General features: G+C 67.0%; 12 protein-coding genes. 1 reads left to right on the top strand and 11 read right to left on the bottom strand.

Annotated elements, in window-relative coordinates; genetic code table 11:
• Position 1 precedes the first annotated feature (1 nt).
• From FEJ81_RS17935 to htpX, 11 genes are all read right to left on the bottom strand, one after another.
• On the bottom strand, positions 2–1,546 hold the full coding sequence (locus tag FEJ81_RS17935; RefSeq protein WP_202979389.1) for a lysine N(6)-hydroxylase/L-ornithine N(5)-oxygenase family protein: 1,545 nt from the start codon (positions 1,544–1,546) through the stop codon (positions 2–4).
• A complete protein-coding gene (locus tag FEJ81_RS17930) occupies positions 1,539–2,204 on the bottom strand; it encodes a GNAT family N-acetyltransferase (protein ID WP_138246573.1) in 666 nt (221 codons plus the stop codon). Before FEJ81_RS17930 ends, FEJ81_RS17935 begins: the two co-directional genes overlap by 8 nt.
• Positions 2,201–4,117, bottom strand: coding sequence for an IucA/IucC family protein (locus FEJ81_RS17925; RefSeq protein ID WP_138246572.1), 1,917 nt, complete (start codon positions 4,115–4,117; stop codon positions 2,201–2,203). Before FEJ81_RS17925 ends, FEJ81_RS17930 begins: the two co-directional genes overlap by 4 nt.
• Positions 4,114–5,712 carry a pyridoxal phosphate-dependent decarboxylase family protein gene (locus FEJ81_RS17920; RefSeq protein ID WP_138246571.1) on the bottom strand — a complete coding sequence of 533 codons (1,599 nt, stop codon included), beginning with the start codon at positions 5,710–5,712 and terminating at the stop codon, positions 4,114–4,116. The genes FEJ81_RS17925 and FEJ81_RS17920 overlap by 4 nt, the downstream gene beginning before the upstream one ends.
• Positions 5,709–7,082 (bottom strand): diaminobutyrate--2-oxoglutarate transaminase, encoded by a 1,374-nt coding sequence (locus FEJ81_RS17915; protein WP_138246570.1) that lies wholly within the window; start codon positions 7,080–7,082, stop codon positions 5,709–5,711. Before FEJ81_RS17915 ends, FEJ81_RS17920 begins: the two co-directional genes overlap by 4 nt.
• A gap of 481 nt (positions 7,083–7,563) precedes the next feature.
• The gene (gene radA, locus FEJ81_RS17910) at positions 7,564–8,595 is read right to left on the bottom strand and encodes a DNA repair and recombination protein RadA (RefSeq protein WP_138246569.1); all 1,032 of its coding nucleotides are present in this window, start codon (positions 8,593–8,595) and stop codon (positions 7,564–7,566) included.
• Between the two features lie 208 nt (positions 8,596–8,803).
• Entirely contained in the window at positions 8,804–10,012 is a 1,209-nt protein-coding gene (locus FEJ81_RS17905; RefSeq protein ID WP_138246568.1) for an outer membrane protein assembly factor BamB family protein, read from the bottom strand.
• Positions 10,013–10,114: 102 nt separating this feature from the next.
• Positions 10,115–11,734 (bottom strand): receiver/sensor box histidine kinase, encoded by a 1,620-nt coding sequence (locus FEJ81_RS17900; protein ID WP_138246567.1) that lies wholly within the window; start codon positions 11,732–11,734, stop codon positions 10,115–10,117.
• A 440-nt stretch (positions 11,735–12,174) separates the two neighbouring features.
• Positions 12,175–12,825 carry a PspA-associated protein PspAB gene (gene pspAB, locus FEJ81_RS17895; RefSeq protein ID WP_138246566.1) on the bottom strand — a complete coding sequence of 217 codons (651 nt, stop codon included), beginning with the start codon at positions 12,823–12,825 and terminating at the stop codon, positions 12,175–12,177.
• A gap of 83 nt (positions 12,826–12,908) precedes the next feature.
• Positions 12,909–13,280 (bottom strand): hypothetical protein, encoded by a 372-nt coding sequence (locus FEJ81_RS17890; RefSeq protein ID WP_205522422.1) that lies wholly within the window; start codon positions 13,278–13,280, stop codon positions 12,909–12,911.
• Between the two features lie 157 nt (positions 13,281–13,437).
• Complete coding sequence (gene htpX / locus FEJ81_RS17885; protein ID WP_138246564.1) at positions 13,438–14,325, bottom strand: zinc metalloprotease HtpX; 888 nt, start codon at positions 14,323–14,325, stop codon at positions 13,438–13,440.
• Between the two features lie 611 nt (positions 14,326–14,936).
• Between htpX and FEJ81_RS17880 the strand changes: the two genes are divergently transcribed.
• On the top strand, positions 14,937–15,542 hold the full coding sequence (locus FEJ81_RS17880; protein ID WP_138246563.1) for a GNAT family N-acetyltransferase: 606 nt from the start codon (positions 14,937–14,939) through the stop codon (positions 15,540–15,542).
• Positions 15,543–15,562: the final 20 nt, after the last annotated feature.

Genomic DNA, 15,562 nt, shown 5'->3' with positions numbered 1-15,562 from the left:
ATTACTCCGTATCGAGCGGTCGCGGTCGCGCCCCGTCCGTGCGAACCGGCGCGTGGTCGGCGAACTGTTCGACGTCGAAATGCTGGAAGACGGTGTCACGGTCGATCGGATACACCTCGCGGCCGGCGAGCCGATCGATGATGACCGCGTTCCGGTAACAGCCCAGTCCGAGATCCGGCGTGCCGACGCCGTGGGTGTGCATCTCGGCGTTCTGGACGAACACGCGACCGCCGGCGTCGTCCGCCCCGCCGAGGTCCCCCTCGAGGCGGTAGTCCTCGCTCACGCGGAACCGGCCCCGGTCGTCGAACGCGATACGGTCGGCGATCGGCTCGAGGAACGTCGGCGTCGGCCGCTGGTAGCCCGTCCCGAAGATCACGGCGTCGGTCTCGAGGGCGAACTGCTGTTCTTGTTGTCGTTGCTCGCACTCGAGCCAGTAGCTGCCCTCGATGCGCTCAAGGTCGCGGACCGCGGTCGTCGCGAGCATGCCGAAGTCGGGGTCGCGGTCGCCGATCGAGCGCTCGTAGAGTGTGTCGTAGATCCGCTCGCTGGTCTCGGGATCGATTCCCTTGTACAGCAGGTCCTGGTCGGCCAGCAGGTCGTCTTTCCGGGACTGGGGCAGATCGTAGAAGTACGCCGCGTACTCGGGCGTGAAGTGCTGGAGCCCGAGCTTCGAGTACTCCATCGGGAAGAAGCCGTCCGAGCGGGTGAGCCAGTCGAGTCGGAACCCGTTCGCGGACTGGCGCTCGAGCAGGTCGAGGACGACTTCGGCGGCGCTCTGCCCGGAGCCGACGACGGTGATCGAGTCGGCTTCGAGGACGTCGGCGCGGCGCTCGAGGTAGTCGGCGGTGTGGAACACCCGATCACCTCCCGGCACGTCGGCGTCAGCGTACTCGCGGGCGAACTCGGGCACGGCGGGCCGGGAGCCGACGCCCATCACGAGGTCGTCGGCGCGGTAGCGATAGCGTTGGCCCGTCTCGGGGGCGACAGCCTCGACGACAAACGTCCCGCCGTTGTCCGTTCCGTCGGTGTCCATCTCGTCGGACTCCTCACGCCCGCCGTCCGCGTCCGCCTCGACGTACTCGACGCGCGTCACCTCCCGTCCGAACTGCGTCGTCGGCACGGTCTCGGCCACCCAGCGCAGGTACTCGTCGTACTCCCGGCGCGGGAGCTGGAACGTCTCGTAGAAGTAGAACTCGTAGATCCGATCGCGCTCGCGGACGTAGTTGAGGAAGCTGTAGGGGTTCGTGGGATCGGCCATCGTCACCAGATCCGCGAGGAACGGCACCTCGAGCGTGACGCCCTCGATCAGCATCCCCTCGTGCCACGCGAACTCGGGGTCGCGCTCGAGGAATATCGCGTCGAGCTCGAGGGCCGGCTCCGCGCCGTCGAGCAGCGCCGCGAGGCCGAGGTTGAACGGGCCGAGGCCGACGCCGAGCACGCCGTAGCGCCCGCGGTCGATGACGGTGTCGGAGTCGTCACGGTCGACGGCGTCCCCGTCGTCTCGAGCGCCGTCGACGACGGTGATGGACTCGCCCCGCTCAGTCATCGCCGCTCACCTCGGCGCGGTCCGACGGTTCGCCGTCGACGGTCGGCGGCCAGATTTCGCGTTCGAACCGCTCGCGTGTACAGACGACGAGGTTCGCCGTCTTCTCCTCCTCCGAGAACTCGAACTGGCGCTGGGTCTCGCACCCGCATCGCTCGAAGACCGTCAGAACCGCGTCGTTGCGGGCGTCGGGTTCGGCGACGACTCGATCGGTCTCGGGATGACTGAACTGGAAGGCCACCATTGCGCGGAGGAGGGCCACCCCGTATCCCTCGCCGACGTACTCCGGCGGACCGAACAGGAGGTGAATCCCCTGATCGGTCGGCTCGGCGTCGTAGTACGCCGCCAGATCGTCCTCGGCGGCCCAGTAGCGCTCCCAGTAGCTCATCGGGACGTGATCTAGACAGCCGATATACAGCGTCTGGTGGTCGTCCGCGAGTTTCTCGCGGAGCGTTTCGCGGAACGCGGGTAACGGCTCATCGAGATCCCACGAGGGCTTGACGTGGTCAGAGCCGAGCCACGCGTGCAGCCGGCCGAGATCGCGCTCGAGCGAGACCGGTCGGAAGCCGATGTGCCGGTCGATCGTCTCGTCGTAGTACTCGAAATCGTACTCGGAGACGACCGTGGCGTGCGGGCCGCGGGACGGTTCTCGCGCCGTCATCGATCCACCTCCCCGGCGTCGCCGGTCGCGGTCGAACCGTGCGACCCCGCCGCTTCCGGCGTCTCTGCGTCGACGAGCGGATTCCGCACGTCGGCGTAGACCGACTGCTCGTCGAGCGAGGGCGCGTCGAGCTCGTCTAACCCCCGGAAGCGGGTCAGCAGGTTCGCCTTGCACGGCACCGTTTCGGACTCGAGCAGCGGGTCCAGGATCGACGTGCCGGGCCGGTCGAACTCCCGGAGCGACTCGAGTTCCGCCCGGAGGACGGCGAGCAGCCGATGCTCGTCGACCAGTCCCGCGGTTCCGAAGGCGTTGATCACGCCGAGCGCGTTGTTGAGGACGACGTAGTAGCGAATCCGCTCGTCGGCGACCGCGTCGGGACAGACGCTGCCGGCCCGCTCGCCGACGCCGGGCAGCAGGGACTCGAGCCGCTCGTAAGCGCTCTCGGGGAAGTAGTAACCCTGATTGTCCCGGTAGCGGAACTCGTCGGGGTAGCCCGCCTCGTCCAGCGTGAGCACGCTGTTTTGCTGGTGGGCCTCGAGGCCGATCCCCCGCTCGAGGTAGAGCCACAGCAGCGGCCGTACCGAGATCGAGAGGTAGCGCCGGAACCACTCCTCGCTCACCGCGGCGGCGTCGCGGCCCTCGCGATCGGCGATGGCGCGGACGACGCGGCCGAGCCGCGAGTCGCTGTCACCGATCCCGTCCTGACAGAGCGCGACGACCGGCGTCGCCCGCCGGGCGGCCTCGCCCCGGAATGGGTTCTCCCGGAGGACGACCTCGAAGCCCGATTCGTCGCCCTCGAGGCCCAACGCGTCCGGATCGATCGTCAGGTAGGCCGGGTCCCGGATCACGTCGAACCCGGGGTATCGCTCGCGCAGGTCGTCGCCGAGGTCGGTCGCCAGCAGGTCCGAGATCGCGACCCCGCGCTCGAGTTCCGGCCGCTTGTTCGTCCGCAGCGAGTTGGTGATCTCGACGGCGAGCGACCCCTTGACCATGAACGGCGAGTCGGGCGCGTACAGCGTTCGCACGGATGTCGTCGGATGGAACCCCCGGCCCAGTTCCCCCAGCGACTCGAGTTTCCCCGCGGCGACCAGTTCCCGTACTGCGTCGCGCTCGAACAGCCGCTCGGCCTGCCACGGATGCACCGGCAGGAGGACGTCGTCCTCGGCGAGGTATCCCTCGAGGACGGACTCGGCGACGGCCGGGTCCTCTCGCAGCGCCTCATGGACCCACTCGGCCGCGGAGTCCTCGCGGGCGGACTCGCTCTCGACGATTTCGGGATCCGCGCGAACGTAGTGCAGTTGGAACGAACCCTCGAGTTCGGGGGCGTAGCGTTCGGCGTCGCGCTCCATCCCGCGGCGGCTCTTCGGCGTCGGGTGCCGGAGGTGGCCGAAGACCAGCGACTGCTCGGCCTCGCGGAAGGTGAAGTCAGTGCCGTACAGGACGTCTTCGTCGCCCGCGCGGGCGTCGACGTACCGCTCGATGCGCCGGCAGGACCGCACGACTCGCTCGAGGAGGTCGTCGCGGCTCCCGTCCGCGCCGCGTTCGATCTCGAGTTCCTTCGTCGCGAGCGCCGCGAGCGTGGCGTAGTCGAGTTCGACCGGGTCGCCGCCGTCTTCGGCCCGGTAGGACGCGGGCAGATCGAACAAGTGGCGGCCGGTCGGGGAGCGGTACGCCACGGGAACGAAGCATTCGATCCCCTGATTCGGCAGCGGACACCGCAGGACGAGCCCGCTCGCCGGCTGGCGGTCGATCGGGGCGTCCGCGGCGGCGACGAACTCGTCGGCACCGGTCTCGTGGCAGTAGCAGTTCAGGAAGCTGTGCACCGTCGCCTCGCGGGCGACCCGCGCCGCGTCGACATCGCGCTCGTCGGTCGCCGTCGTCGGTGTGGGTGAGTGTGAGTGTGGGTGTGTCATGCGGAATCGATCACCTCGCGTTCAAGGGCCTCGCCGCGGTCGGTGATCGCCGCGAGGGCCTCGCGGAGGTCGGAAACGGTCGTCTTCGGGTTCAGAAGGGTGAACTTCAGCGCGGCGGTGCCGTCGATTTCGGTGCGGGCGAGGACGACCTCGCCGTCGGCCAACAGTTCGTCGCGGATCGCGCGGTTCACGCGGTCGACGCGGTCGACGGCGTCGCCGGTCGCGGTGGCGGACTCGCCGGTCGCGTCCCGCTCGCTCGCTCGAGTCAGTCGGTCCGAGCGGTACCGGAAGACCACCGCGCTCAGTTCGGGGTCACAGCACAGTTCCAGCGCCGGCTCGGCCCGGATGTCGGCGGCGACCGCGTCGGCCAGGTCGCAGACGTACTCGACGCAGTCGGCCACGCCGGACCGGCCCAGCGCGTTGAACGTCACGAACGGCTTCAGCGCGTCGAACCGGCGCGTCGTCTGCGTCGATTTCGAGACGAGGTTCGGCACCCCCGCCGCGTCGTCGCGCTCGGGGTTGAGGTAGGCCGCGTTGCGCTCGAGGAACCGATACTCGTCGCCGTCGCGCAACAGAAACGCGCCGCAGCTGATCGGCTGGTAGAACAGCTTGTGGAAGTCGACGGCGATCGAGTCGGCGCGGTCGATCCCCGCGAGCTTCGGCCGGAGGCGGTCGCTGATCGCACACGCGCCGCCGTAGGCGGCGTCGACGTGAAACCACAGGTCCCGATCGGCGGCTCGATCCGCGAGCGCGCGGAGCGGGTCGATACTGCCGAAGTCGGTCGTCCCGGCGGTGCCAATGAGCGCGAAGGGATGTCGACCCTCGGCCTCGAGTCGCTCGAGCGTTTCGTCGAGCGCCGCGAGATCGATGCGATGGTCGCCGTCGGTCGGCACCGCGACGACCGCGTCCTCGCCGAGCCCGAGGTGGTGGGCGGCCTGCTCGGCCGTGAAGTGCGCCGCGTCCGAACAGAGCACGCGGAGGTCGGACGCCTCGGGCGGCAGCCCGTCGGTCTGGACGGTCCGATCGAACGCCGTCTCGCAGTACCAGTCGCGGGCCAGCAGGAGTCCGAGGAAGTTCGATTCCGTGCCCCCGCCCGTGAAGACGCCGTCCGCGCCGGCCGGATACCCGAACAGCGCACAGCAGGCGTCGACGACGCGCTCCTCGAGGACCGACGCCGCGGGCGCCTGATCGAACGAGTCCATCGACTGGTTCGTCCCCGAGAGCAACAGTTCGGCGGCCAGCGCCGGGATCGCCGGCGGGCAGTGGAGGTGGGCGACGCAGCCGGGGTCGTGGACCCGAACCGAATCCCCGAGCACCTCGTCGGCGACCGTCTCGAGGACGCTCTCGAGGGAATCTCCCTCATCGGGGAACACCGCGAGGTCGTCGATGCGCTCGCGCAGCGTCTCGTGGTCGGTCCCCTCGTAGGGGTCCGTCGCAGTCGCGAACGACTCGACGAGGTGCTCGCGCGCCCGGTCGATCGCATCCTCGTAAGCGACGTTGCCCGCTTCGTCGCCGAGGAACGCGCTCGCGGCGTCCGGCGGCGTCGGTTCGTCGGAGGCCGGGCGGACCCGGCCTGCAAACTCGTTGCCCGTCATGCGGGTGCCTCCGCCCGGCGTTGCCCGCCCTCGACGGCCGCGCGAACGCTCTCGTGAACGATTTCGCCGACCTCGTCGATCCGCGACCCCGAGATCGTCAGCGGCGGGAGGAACCGAACGACGCTCCCGCGACGACCCCCCGTCTCGATCACGAGCCCGCGATCGAACGCTTCCGACTGGACGGCCGACGCGAGGTCGCCGTCCGCGGGGAAGTGGCCCAGCGAGTCCGGGTCCCCGGCGGGATCGACGATTTCCATCCCGAGCAACAATCCGCGCCCGCGAACGTCGCCGACCGCCTCGAACGTCGCGGCCGTCTCCTCGAGGTGAGCCCGGAGCCGGTCGCCCATCGCCGCCGCGTGGTCCGCGAGGTCGTGCTCGAGGACGTGTTCGATCGTCGCGGTTCCGGCGGCCATCCCGAGTTGGTTGCCCCGGAACGTCCCGGCGTGTGCACCGGGCTCCCAGATGTCGAGCGACTCGTCGTAGACGACGACCGACAGCGGGAGCCCGCCGCCGATCGCCTTCGAGAGCGTCACCACGTCCGGGACGATGTCGGCGTGCTCGAACCCGTATAACTCGCCGGTGCGCCCGAGCCCGGTCTGGATCTCGTCGACGATCAGTGGCACGTCCCGCTCGCGGGTCACCCGGCGCATCTCCCGGAGCCACTCGGCGGGTGCCGGAATCGCGCCGCCCTCGCCCTGCACGGGCTCGAGGATCATCCCCGCGGGGTCGACGATCCCGCCGTCGGGGTTCGACAGCGTGCGGTCGACGTATTCCGCGCTCGTCCGCCAGCAGTCCTCCCCGCCGAGCCCGAACGGACAGCGGTACTCGTAGGGGTAGGGCAGGTGGTGGACGTCCGGCATCAGCCCCGGAACCGGCTCCTTCGCCGCCGTATCGCCCATCAGGCTGAGCGCGCCGTTGGTCATCCCGTGGTAGCCGCCCTGAAACGCCAGCATCGACCGGTTCCCCGTCGCCGTCTTGACGAGTTTCAGCGCGGCCTCGACGGCGTCGGTCCCGGCCGGGCTACAGAACTGCACCCTCGCGGTCTCGGCGAACTCGTCGGGCAGACTCTCGAGCAGTCGGTCGACGAACCGCTCCTTGACCGGGGTCGTCAGATCGAGCGTGTGGACGGCCCGATCGCGCTCGAGCAGGTCCTCCATTCGCTCGACGACCGCGGGGTGGTTGTGGCCGAGCGCGAGCGTTCCCGCACCCGCCAGACAGTCGACGTACTCGTTCCCGTCGACGTCCTCGAGGATGGCCCCCTCGGCGCGGTCGATCGCGAGCGGCAGCGAGCGCGGATAGGTCCGCGCGTTCGACTCCCGCCGCGCCTGCTGTGCGAGGAGCCCCTCGGCCGACGAACCGTCGTCGGTCACGGCGACTCACCGCCGTCCGGCCGCCGATCACTGGTTCGGTCCAATGGTGATTGTCTCTGCGACATGCGGATTTTAGGCTAGCCTAAACAAATAAAAGCGTGTCGGATTTTAGGCTAACCTAAAACTTATGTCCGCGGCGCGGAGCGGGTCGAATTCCGCGTGTAGCGACGCGGTACGGCCGCCGCGATCGTGCTCGAAGGGGAACTCGATCATCGACGGATCGGGTACTGACGGATCGACATCACCGCCGGCACCGGGACGAACAGGCGTCGATGCGCGGAAAACGACCGTAATGGGGGCCGAAACGAACGACGTATGGACTGACAGAACTACCCATGTGACGGGGATTCGTTTAACCCGCCAGCATCGCGAGCGGCGTCGACGCAGGAGAGCTGTACTCGGATCAATAGCTACCGCTCGCGGGAGTTACACTCTCGAGCAGAACAAACGAAATCGGGAATCCGCCGAGCCCGGTCGCGCTCTATTCGGGCTTCAGGCCTTCGTCCTGAACCCGCATGATCGCCTCCCCGTCGGCGAGGTTCGGCGCGTCGACCAGTTTGACGATCCGCTTGTCGCCTTTGGACTTGCGCAGATACATCCGGAACGTGGACTTGTGGCCGAGGATGTTACCACCGATCGGCTGGGTCGGGTCGCCGAAGTAGGAGTCGGGGTTCGAGGCGACCTGATTGGTGACGATGACGGCGGCGTTGTAGAGGTTGCCGACCTTGTCTAAGTCGTGGAGGTGCTTGTTGAGCTTCTGCTGTCGGTCCGCGAGTTCGCCGCGGCCGACGTACTCAGCGCGGAAGTGGGCGGTCAGCGAGTCCACACAGAGCAGTCGAACGGGATACTCCGAATCCTCGTGTTCGCCCGCAAGTTCCTTCGCCTTCTCGGCGAGCAGCATCTGGTGGTTGGAGTTGAACGCCTTCGCGACGTGGATCTTCTCGAGGACATCCTCGACGAGCGCGTCGACTGCCTCCTCGTCGTCGGCCGAGCCCTCGATCTTGCGGTCCTCGAGGGTCGCGTCAATCGCGTCGTCGGGCAGGCCCCGGACCATGTCGTCGACCCGCTCGGGGCGGAAGGTGTCCTCGGTGTCCACGAAGATGGCGCTGCCGTGGAGCCCGCCGACCTCTTGTGGGAGCTGGACGTTAACGGCCATCTGGTGGGTGACCTGGGACTTGCCGGCACCGAACTCGCCGTAGACTTCGGTGATCGACTGGGTCTCGATCCCGCCGCCGAGCAGGTCGTCGATCTCGTCGATGTGCCAGCTCAGCTTGCCGATTTCGTTCCGTCGCTCGAGTACGGTCGAGCCGGTTTCGAAGCCGCCGATGTCGGCGGCACCGCGGGCGGCGCGAACGATGTCCGAAGCCGTGGACTCGCCGACATCGGCCGTGTTCGACAGTTCCGACGGGGCGGCGACGGCGAGGCTCTGATAGGAGTCGAAGCCTGCATCGTGGAGTTTGTCTGCGGTCGCCGGTCCGACGCCGGGGAGTTCCTCGAGATCTGATTCGGGCATACTCCCTGCTTGTGCCGGACCCTCCATAAACCCTCGTTAACAGGGAAGTGAAAGTGAAAGTGCCGGAAAGCGGTGGGGTGAACTGAGACGGCAGCAACGGATTTAGGAGGAAAGGCGCGTGTCGGCGGCACGAATCGGTGCCGCTCACTCAGTACGGCGGAGTGTGGCGACCTCGCGTCGGACCGCGAACCGCCGGCCGGTCAGGGGATCAGTGGAGTTGCTCGTCGGCGTCCCACTCGAGGCAGTAGAGGCGTTCGTCGTCGCTGCCGACGTAGAGCCGCTCCGGGGCGATCGCGGGCGTTCCCCTGATAGCGCCGTCGGCGGCGAAGTGCCAATAGGGGTCGGGATCGGTGACATCGATGCCGTAGAGCGACCCGCTCGCGTCGCCGACGCAGAGCACGTCGCCCGCGATGACGGGACAGGAACTGGCCGCTCCGTCGAGTTCGATTCCCTTGCGCGAGAACAGCCAGCCGCGCAGTTTGCGCCGGCCGACGGTCGTATCGGTGACGTGGAGATAGCCGTCCGCGGCTCCGATAAAGGTCGTCTCCGCGGCTGGGAGCACGGTCGCGGAGGTGGTAAAGCCGTCGCGGATCTCGTAGGTGAACCACGTCTGGCCCGTGGCGGCGTCCAGCGCGACCATCGTCCCCTCGTCGTCGCCGACGTAGACCCGGCCGTCGGCGATCGTCGGCCCGGCCGCGACCGTCCCGCCGACCGGTGCCGTCCAGACTTCCTCGCCGGCCTCCGCCTCGAGCGACACCACCGTTCCGTCCGCGGTCCCGACGAAGGCTCGCTCCGCCGTCGTCGCCCACCGCCGATCCGGCTCCTCCCCGCGCTCCGCCGCGAGCAGATCCGAATCCATCGACTCGAGCAACTCCTCGCCCGGCTCTCCCTCCAGCGCCGATCGCCGCTGTTCCCCCTCCCGTCCGTCGGCGATCGCGGGCGAGCCGACGACGGCCGACTCGGTCTCGTGGGTCCACAGTTCGGTTCCGGTCTCGGCCTCGAGCGCGGAGAGACCGGCCGCGTGGCCGGCGTAGAGCCGCCCCTCGGAGAGCGCGAGCGGGGACTCGAGCGCGCCCGGTAGCTCTACGTGCCACTGCGCCTCGCCAGTGCTGATATCGAGCGCGTGGACGGTGCCGTCCGCCGTCCCACAATACAGCCGATCGCGGTCGACGACCGGTGCCGCGTCGGTCGCGGCCTGCGTCTCGAACACCCACCGACGGCGACCGGTTCCCCGCTCGAGTGCGTAGCAGTTGCCCCCTGCTGTGCCGACGTAGACGGTGTCGCGGTCGAGTACCGGCGACCCGACCGGGCCGACGAGGTCGGCCGTCCACGCCGCCTCGATCCGAGCCGGTCCCTCGATGTCGCGCCGGAGCCCCGAGTTTCGCGAATCGCCCTTGTACTGATTCCACTCCGTCACTGGCCGGGAGTACCGACCGAACCGGCATAATGGATGTGGAACGGCGACCGTGCTGCCGGTCGGATGGGTGGCTGATCGGGCAGGAGACTCGAGACGAAGCCGTCAGGCGGCGTGTGCCGCCGAGTCGGCCGCCTCGACGCCGGAGAACTCGAAACGGACACCGCCGTCGGCGCTCTCGCCGACCGAGACGTCCCACCCGTGGGCGTCGGCGATGGTCCGGACGATATTGAGGCCGAACCCGGTTCCGTCGTCGTTCGTCGTATACCCCATCTCGAACACCGTCTGTCGCTCCTCAGGCGGGATTCCGGGGCCGTCGTCCTCGACGACGAACCCCGTGTCCGTTCGGCGGACAGTGACGGTCGCGCCCGGCCCCGCGTGTTCGATACTGTTTCGAAACAGGTTCTCGAGCAGTTGTCGAAGCCGTTTCCGGTCGCAGGATATCGTCCCGAGGTCGCCGTCGACGTGAAGCCGTGCTTCCGAGGACTCGATCGTCGACCACGCCCTGTCGACGGCGGTTTGGAGCGAGACGGGACGGGATTCGTCGACAGTCTTTCCCTGTCTCGAGAGTGTCAACAGATCCTGAATGAGATCTTCCATGCGGTCTAAGGCCGCCGCGACCCGGGACAGATTCTCGTCCACTCGATCGCCGTCCCCGTCACCGCCTCGCTGTTCGCGCGCGAGGTCGAGATGGCCCGTCGCGACGTTCAGCGGGTTCCGGAGGTCGTGGGAGACGACGCCGGCGAACGCGTCCAACCGCTCGTTCTGTCGGGCGAGTTCGCGCTCGTGGTCCGCCAGCCGTCGCCGGGCTTCGATCGATGCGACGGCGTGGCCGATCGTCTCGCCGAGTTCCGTCAGTACTTCCTGTTCGTATTCGTCGAACACGTTCCATCGGTCCGCGTAGATACTGAAGAAGCCGTAGACGGTCTCGTCGTGGACGATCGGGACGACTGCCAGCGACTGTACGCCGCGGCTCTCGAACAGGTCCCACCACGGTTCCATCGTCGGGTCCGCGAAGACGTCCGGGACGCACTGTATCTCTCCCGTCTCGATGGCGCGACCGCCGGCACCGCCACCGGTCGGACTGTCGTCGACGGTGACGGTAATCGACTCGACGTACTCGTCGTCCAAGCCGGCCCACGCCACGGGACGAACCCGCTCCATACCGTCCTCGTACCGTCCGATCCAGACGCCTTCGTAGGGTTCGGACTCGCTCAACCGGTTACAGACGGCCTGCTCGAGGTCGGCTCGGTCGGTCTTGTTCACCACTTCTTGGGTCGCGATTCGGATCGTATCGTTGATGCGGTTCAATCGCTCGATGGACTGCTGTCGTTCCAGCCCTCGTACGTCGTAGACGCCGACCAGCAGGCCGACGAGGGCACCGAACGTCGCGACGTTGAGCATCGGGACGAACGGGTTGACCAGCGAGAACCCGATCACGACGACCGTCCCGAGCAGCCACGCACCCAACGCCGAGACCGCCAGCACGCCGGCACCCGCCCACGCCAGCATCCGGCCGACGAACTGGTTCGAGACCAACCGATCTCGAGCGAGCAACGCGCCGACGACCGCCACGACAATCGAGAGGGCAATCGGGGCACCGTCGATGAGCACCTGCGCGGGCGTCGTCTCGAATCGAATGACGTTGACGAGGTGTAAAAGAGAGAGGAGGGCGCCGATCACGGTGATCAGCCGGCCGACGAACCGATTGGAAGTGACCCTCATCGAACTCCTCAGTAGTTAGTCGGACATGTGGCGCCGCGAGTATAGGCTCTCCGGCCTGCTGTCAAGCGAGCGTGAACGAACGCGCGACTCACCGCTCCCAGACTGGGAGCGGCGAATCTGTCCGAGTCCGGGACTGGTCGGAATTGAGAGGGCGGCAGGAAAAGGGAGCAACTGGTGTATGGCGCAGTTGTGATGATGTGGTTTTGATGTGGCTTCCTGCCGCGTACTTCCCCGTATGCGAGGTACCGCAATACCAGTGACTCCTACACGATTTGGGAGTCCGCCGACCGGACGCACGAAACCGAGAGACGGGACGCTATCGGAGCCACTGAACCGATTTCCCACTGATCGCACGGTCGTCCGGTGATCCGATGCGTAGTGAGTTTCCGTGGCTACGATAGTCGTGTCCGGTCCGAATACTCACTTCGAATCGCGAGCCGTCACTCCCACGGATGAGTCCCGCCCTCGCTGGGCCAGAGCGGGTACCAGTAGTCCTTCTCGCGCTCGATCTCGAGTTCGCCGTCTAACGCCGACTCGAGGGTGAATTCCGCGCTCGAGTCCCGCTCTCGACCGGATTTCGGGACGAAGGGGTAGAAGCGCCCGCGACGGAAGGAGTAGATCCAGTACGCTGACTCGCCCGCGCCAGTGGTTTCGCCACCGTCTCGGTTGCCCAACGCGCCGCCGCGCTTTTCGTACGCGAAAACGGCCGCCAACAACCGCGAGCCGTAGCCGTGCTCGATGAACGTGTCCGCCGCGAAGTGCATGCTCGTGATCAGGTCCTCCGGATCGTCGTCCGCGAGGACGACCCAGTGGTAACCGTGGTCGTCCACGGTGACCGAAAACTCCGTGCCCGTCTCCTCGCGACCGGCCTCGAGGATCGCTTCGACCTCGTCGACGGCCTCCCGGAAGTCGCTCGAGTCGACGCCGGAAAAACAGAGCGCGCCCACGTCGAGCGACTCGTAGCCGAGATCGGCCTCCATCGTGAGGTAGGCGGTGCTCATCCCGAAGAGGTCGTCCGGGTCGGCGTCGCGTCCGGCGTCGGTCTCGGCGCGCGACCCGAGGATGGCGCGGAGTCCGTCGAGTAGTCCCATATCTCGAGTAGCGACGGCCACCCCTTAGAAGGTCTGCATTTCGCGCTCGATCGACGCCGCGCTCGGGTGCGGCCCGCGATAGGCTATCTCGACTTGACGACGACCGTTGCGATCGTGCTCACGAGGACACCACTACTGAACGCGAGTGCGAACCCGATTACGAGCGGTGCCGCGGCTCCGTCCGCGGTGAAAATAACCCCCAGTAGGGCGAAGACCGCGAGGCCGGCGATGACCCAGTACCCCCGCTCGAGTGCGCGATTGAGGGGATCGATATCATCCGCAACGCCCGCGATGAGCCCCAGAACGGCACTGAGTACGAGAACGAGACTGGACATCGACTCCGGATCAGTGCTCGTCTCGAGTGCGGCCGCGATACCGACCCCGCCGAGTACGATTCCCGCGAGTAATTTTATAGCATTCGGAGGGACGTACTGACTATTGCTGTTCGCAGACATCTGGATGATGTCATCTACTACTTATTGGTATAAAATCACTTCGTTCGACGGAGTGGTTCTACTCCCGGACTGGCTGACCACTGACCCCTGAACCCGCCAGCTGTCGTCTACCGCCGATTCGAGGAGCAATCCACACTCGAGTGGCAAGAGCCGACCCTTAGACGGCCTGCATTTCGCGCTCGAGGCTCCGGAGCTGTTCGACGCGCTTCTCCGTCGGTGGGTGCGTCGAGAAGAGGCGACCGATGACGCCGGACTTGATCGGGATGATGAAGAAGGCGTTCATCTCGGCTTCCTCGCGCATGTCGTCTTTCGGGACCTTGTCCATCTCGCCCGAAATCTTCAGGAGTGCGGAGGCGAGCGCGGACGGATTGCCAGTGATCGCGGCCGCGCCGCGGTCGGCGGCGTACTCGCGGTACCGCGAGAGCGCCCGGATGAGCAGGTAGCTGATGATCCAGACGACCAGCGAGACGAGGATGGCGACGACGATGCCGCCGCCCCCGCCCTGCCGACCGCGGCCGTGGCCGCCGCCGAAGAACGCGCCCCAGCGGACCATCATGAACGCGATGGTCGAGAGGAACGAGGCGATGGTCATCACCATCATGTCGCGGTTTTTGACGTGGGCCAGTTCGTGGGCGAGGACGCCGTCGAGTTCGTCCTGCTCGAGCGTGTTCAGGATCCCGGTCGTCACGCAGACGGCCGCGTTGCGCTGGTTGCGCCCGGTCGCGAAGGCGTTCGGGACCTTCGAGTCGACGACTGCCACCTTCGGCTTCGGGAGGTCGGACTGCTGCGAGAGCCGTTCGATCGAGCCGTGCAGTTGCGGGTACTCGTCGGCCGAGACCGTCTTCGCGCCCATGCTCCGGAGGGTGAGCGTGTCGCTGAAGTAGTACTGCACGAGCGAGAACCCGCCGAAGAACAGCCCGAAGAGCAACAGTCCGCCGCCGACGTAGAGCGTGATCACGCCGGCGAAGACGATGTACAGCGCGAACAGCAGAAACATCGTCACGAACATTCGAAGTCGCAATCCCCAGTCCGCCTGCCAGTTCATATCCGCGCCTACGGGACGCGACGGAATAAGTATCACCAATGGCACAGCACGTAATCTGTCTGGTCACAGACATTCACGGCGACCGATGAGTGTACCCCTTCGTTTCGCATGGAGACCGTGTGACGGTGTCACGTCTGACGGTCGCGAAACGGCGTCCGTCTGACGAGCGTCTGACTGTTTCGAACCCCTTCTTCTGGTTCGCGTCGCGAAATCCGCTCGTCACGAAGCGGTCGGCGCGCAGTCGAGTACGAGTGTCCCCTTCGGAGTCGACTCGAGTCCGATCCCGTCTCGCCCACGCCACCGCTCGTTCTTTAAGTGCCTCTGGTCACAAGGTGGAGCTATGACGGGAAGACGTCGTTCTCGGATGCACTTCACGAATTTCGCAGTCACAACGCTTTCTCTCTCAGTCGGCATGTCCGCGCTCCCCGCGATCGTCCTTTAAGTGTTTCTGGTCACAAGGTGAAGATACGACGGACGAGCGCCCTTCTCGAGGCAGTTACGATCCACCAGCGACCAGTAGTGCGTTCGTTGCTATCCTCCAGTGCCGACTCTCGACGGGCCCTCGAGCCGGCTTCAGCGAACTTATCTTCCGCGCACGGGAACCGGCGACCATGGAGTCCGACACGCGGATTCGCGTCGCGACCGCGGCGGACGCGGCCGCCGTCCGAGACATCTACGCTCCGTTCTGCGAGTCGACGGCGGTCACGTTCGAGGAGGCACCGCCCGATGAGGCCGAACTGGCCGATCGGATCGATTCGACCCTCGAGGACCACCCGTGGCTGGTCTGCGAGATCGACGGCGAGGTCGTCGGCTACACCTACGCGGGACCGCTGCGCAAGCGCCGTGCCTACCAGTGGGTCGTCGAACTGTCGGTCTACGTCGCCGAGTCGGCTCGCCAGTCCGGGGTGGGTCGCGCGCTCTACGAATCACTGTTCGCCGTCCTCGAGCGGCAGGGGATTCGGGACGCCTACGCCGTGACGACGGTTCCGAACCCCGAAACGGAGCGCTTCCACGAGCGGATGGGGTTCGAACGACTGGTCGATTTCCCCCGGATCGGCTATACGCAAGCCGACTGGCAGGACGTGGCGTGGTGGCGACGACCCCTCGCCGAGAAGTCCGACGCGCCCGACCGGCCGCGCCCGTTTCCGGCGGTCCGCGAGGACGAGGACTGGGACTCGCTCGTGCGGACGGGCATCGAGTCCCTCGAGCGATCGTAGCGGGATTCTCTGGGCGAGCG

This window comes from Natrinema versiforme (genome assembly GCF_005576615.1).
GTDB lineage: Archaea > Halobacteriota > Halobacteria > Halobacteriales > Natrialbaceae > Natrinema > Natrinema versiforme_A.
This window is presented reverse-complemented; position numbering and strand designations above follow the sequence as displayed.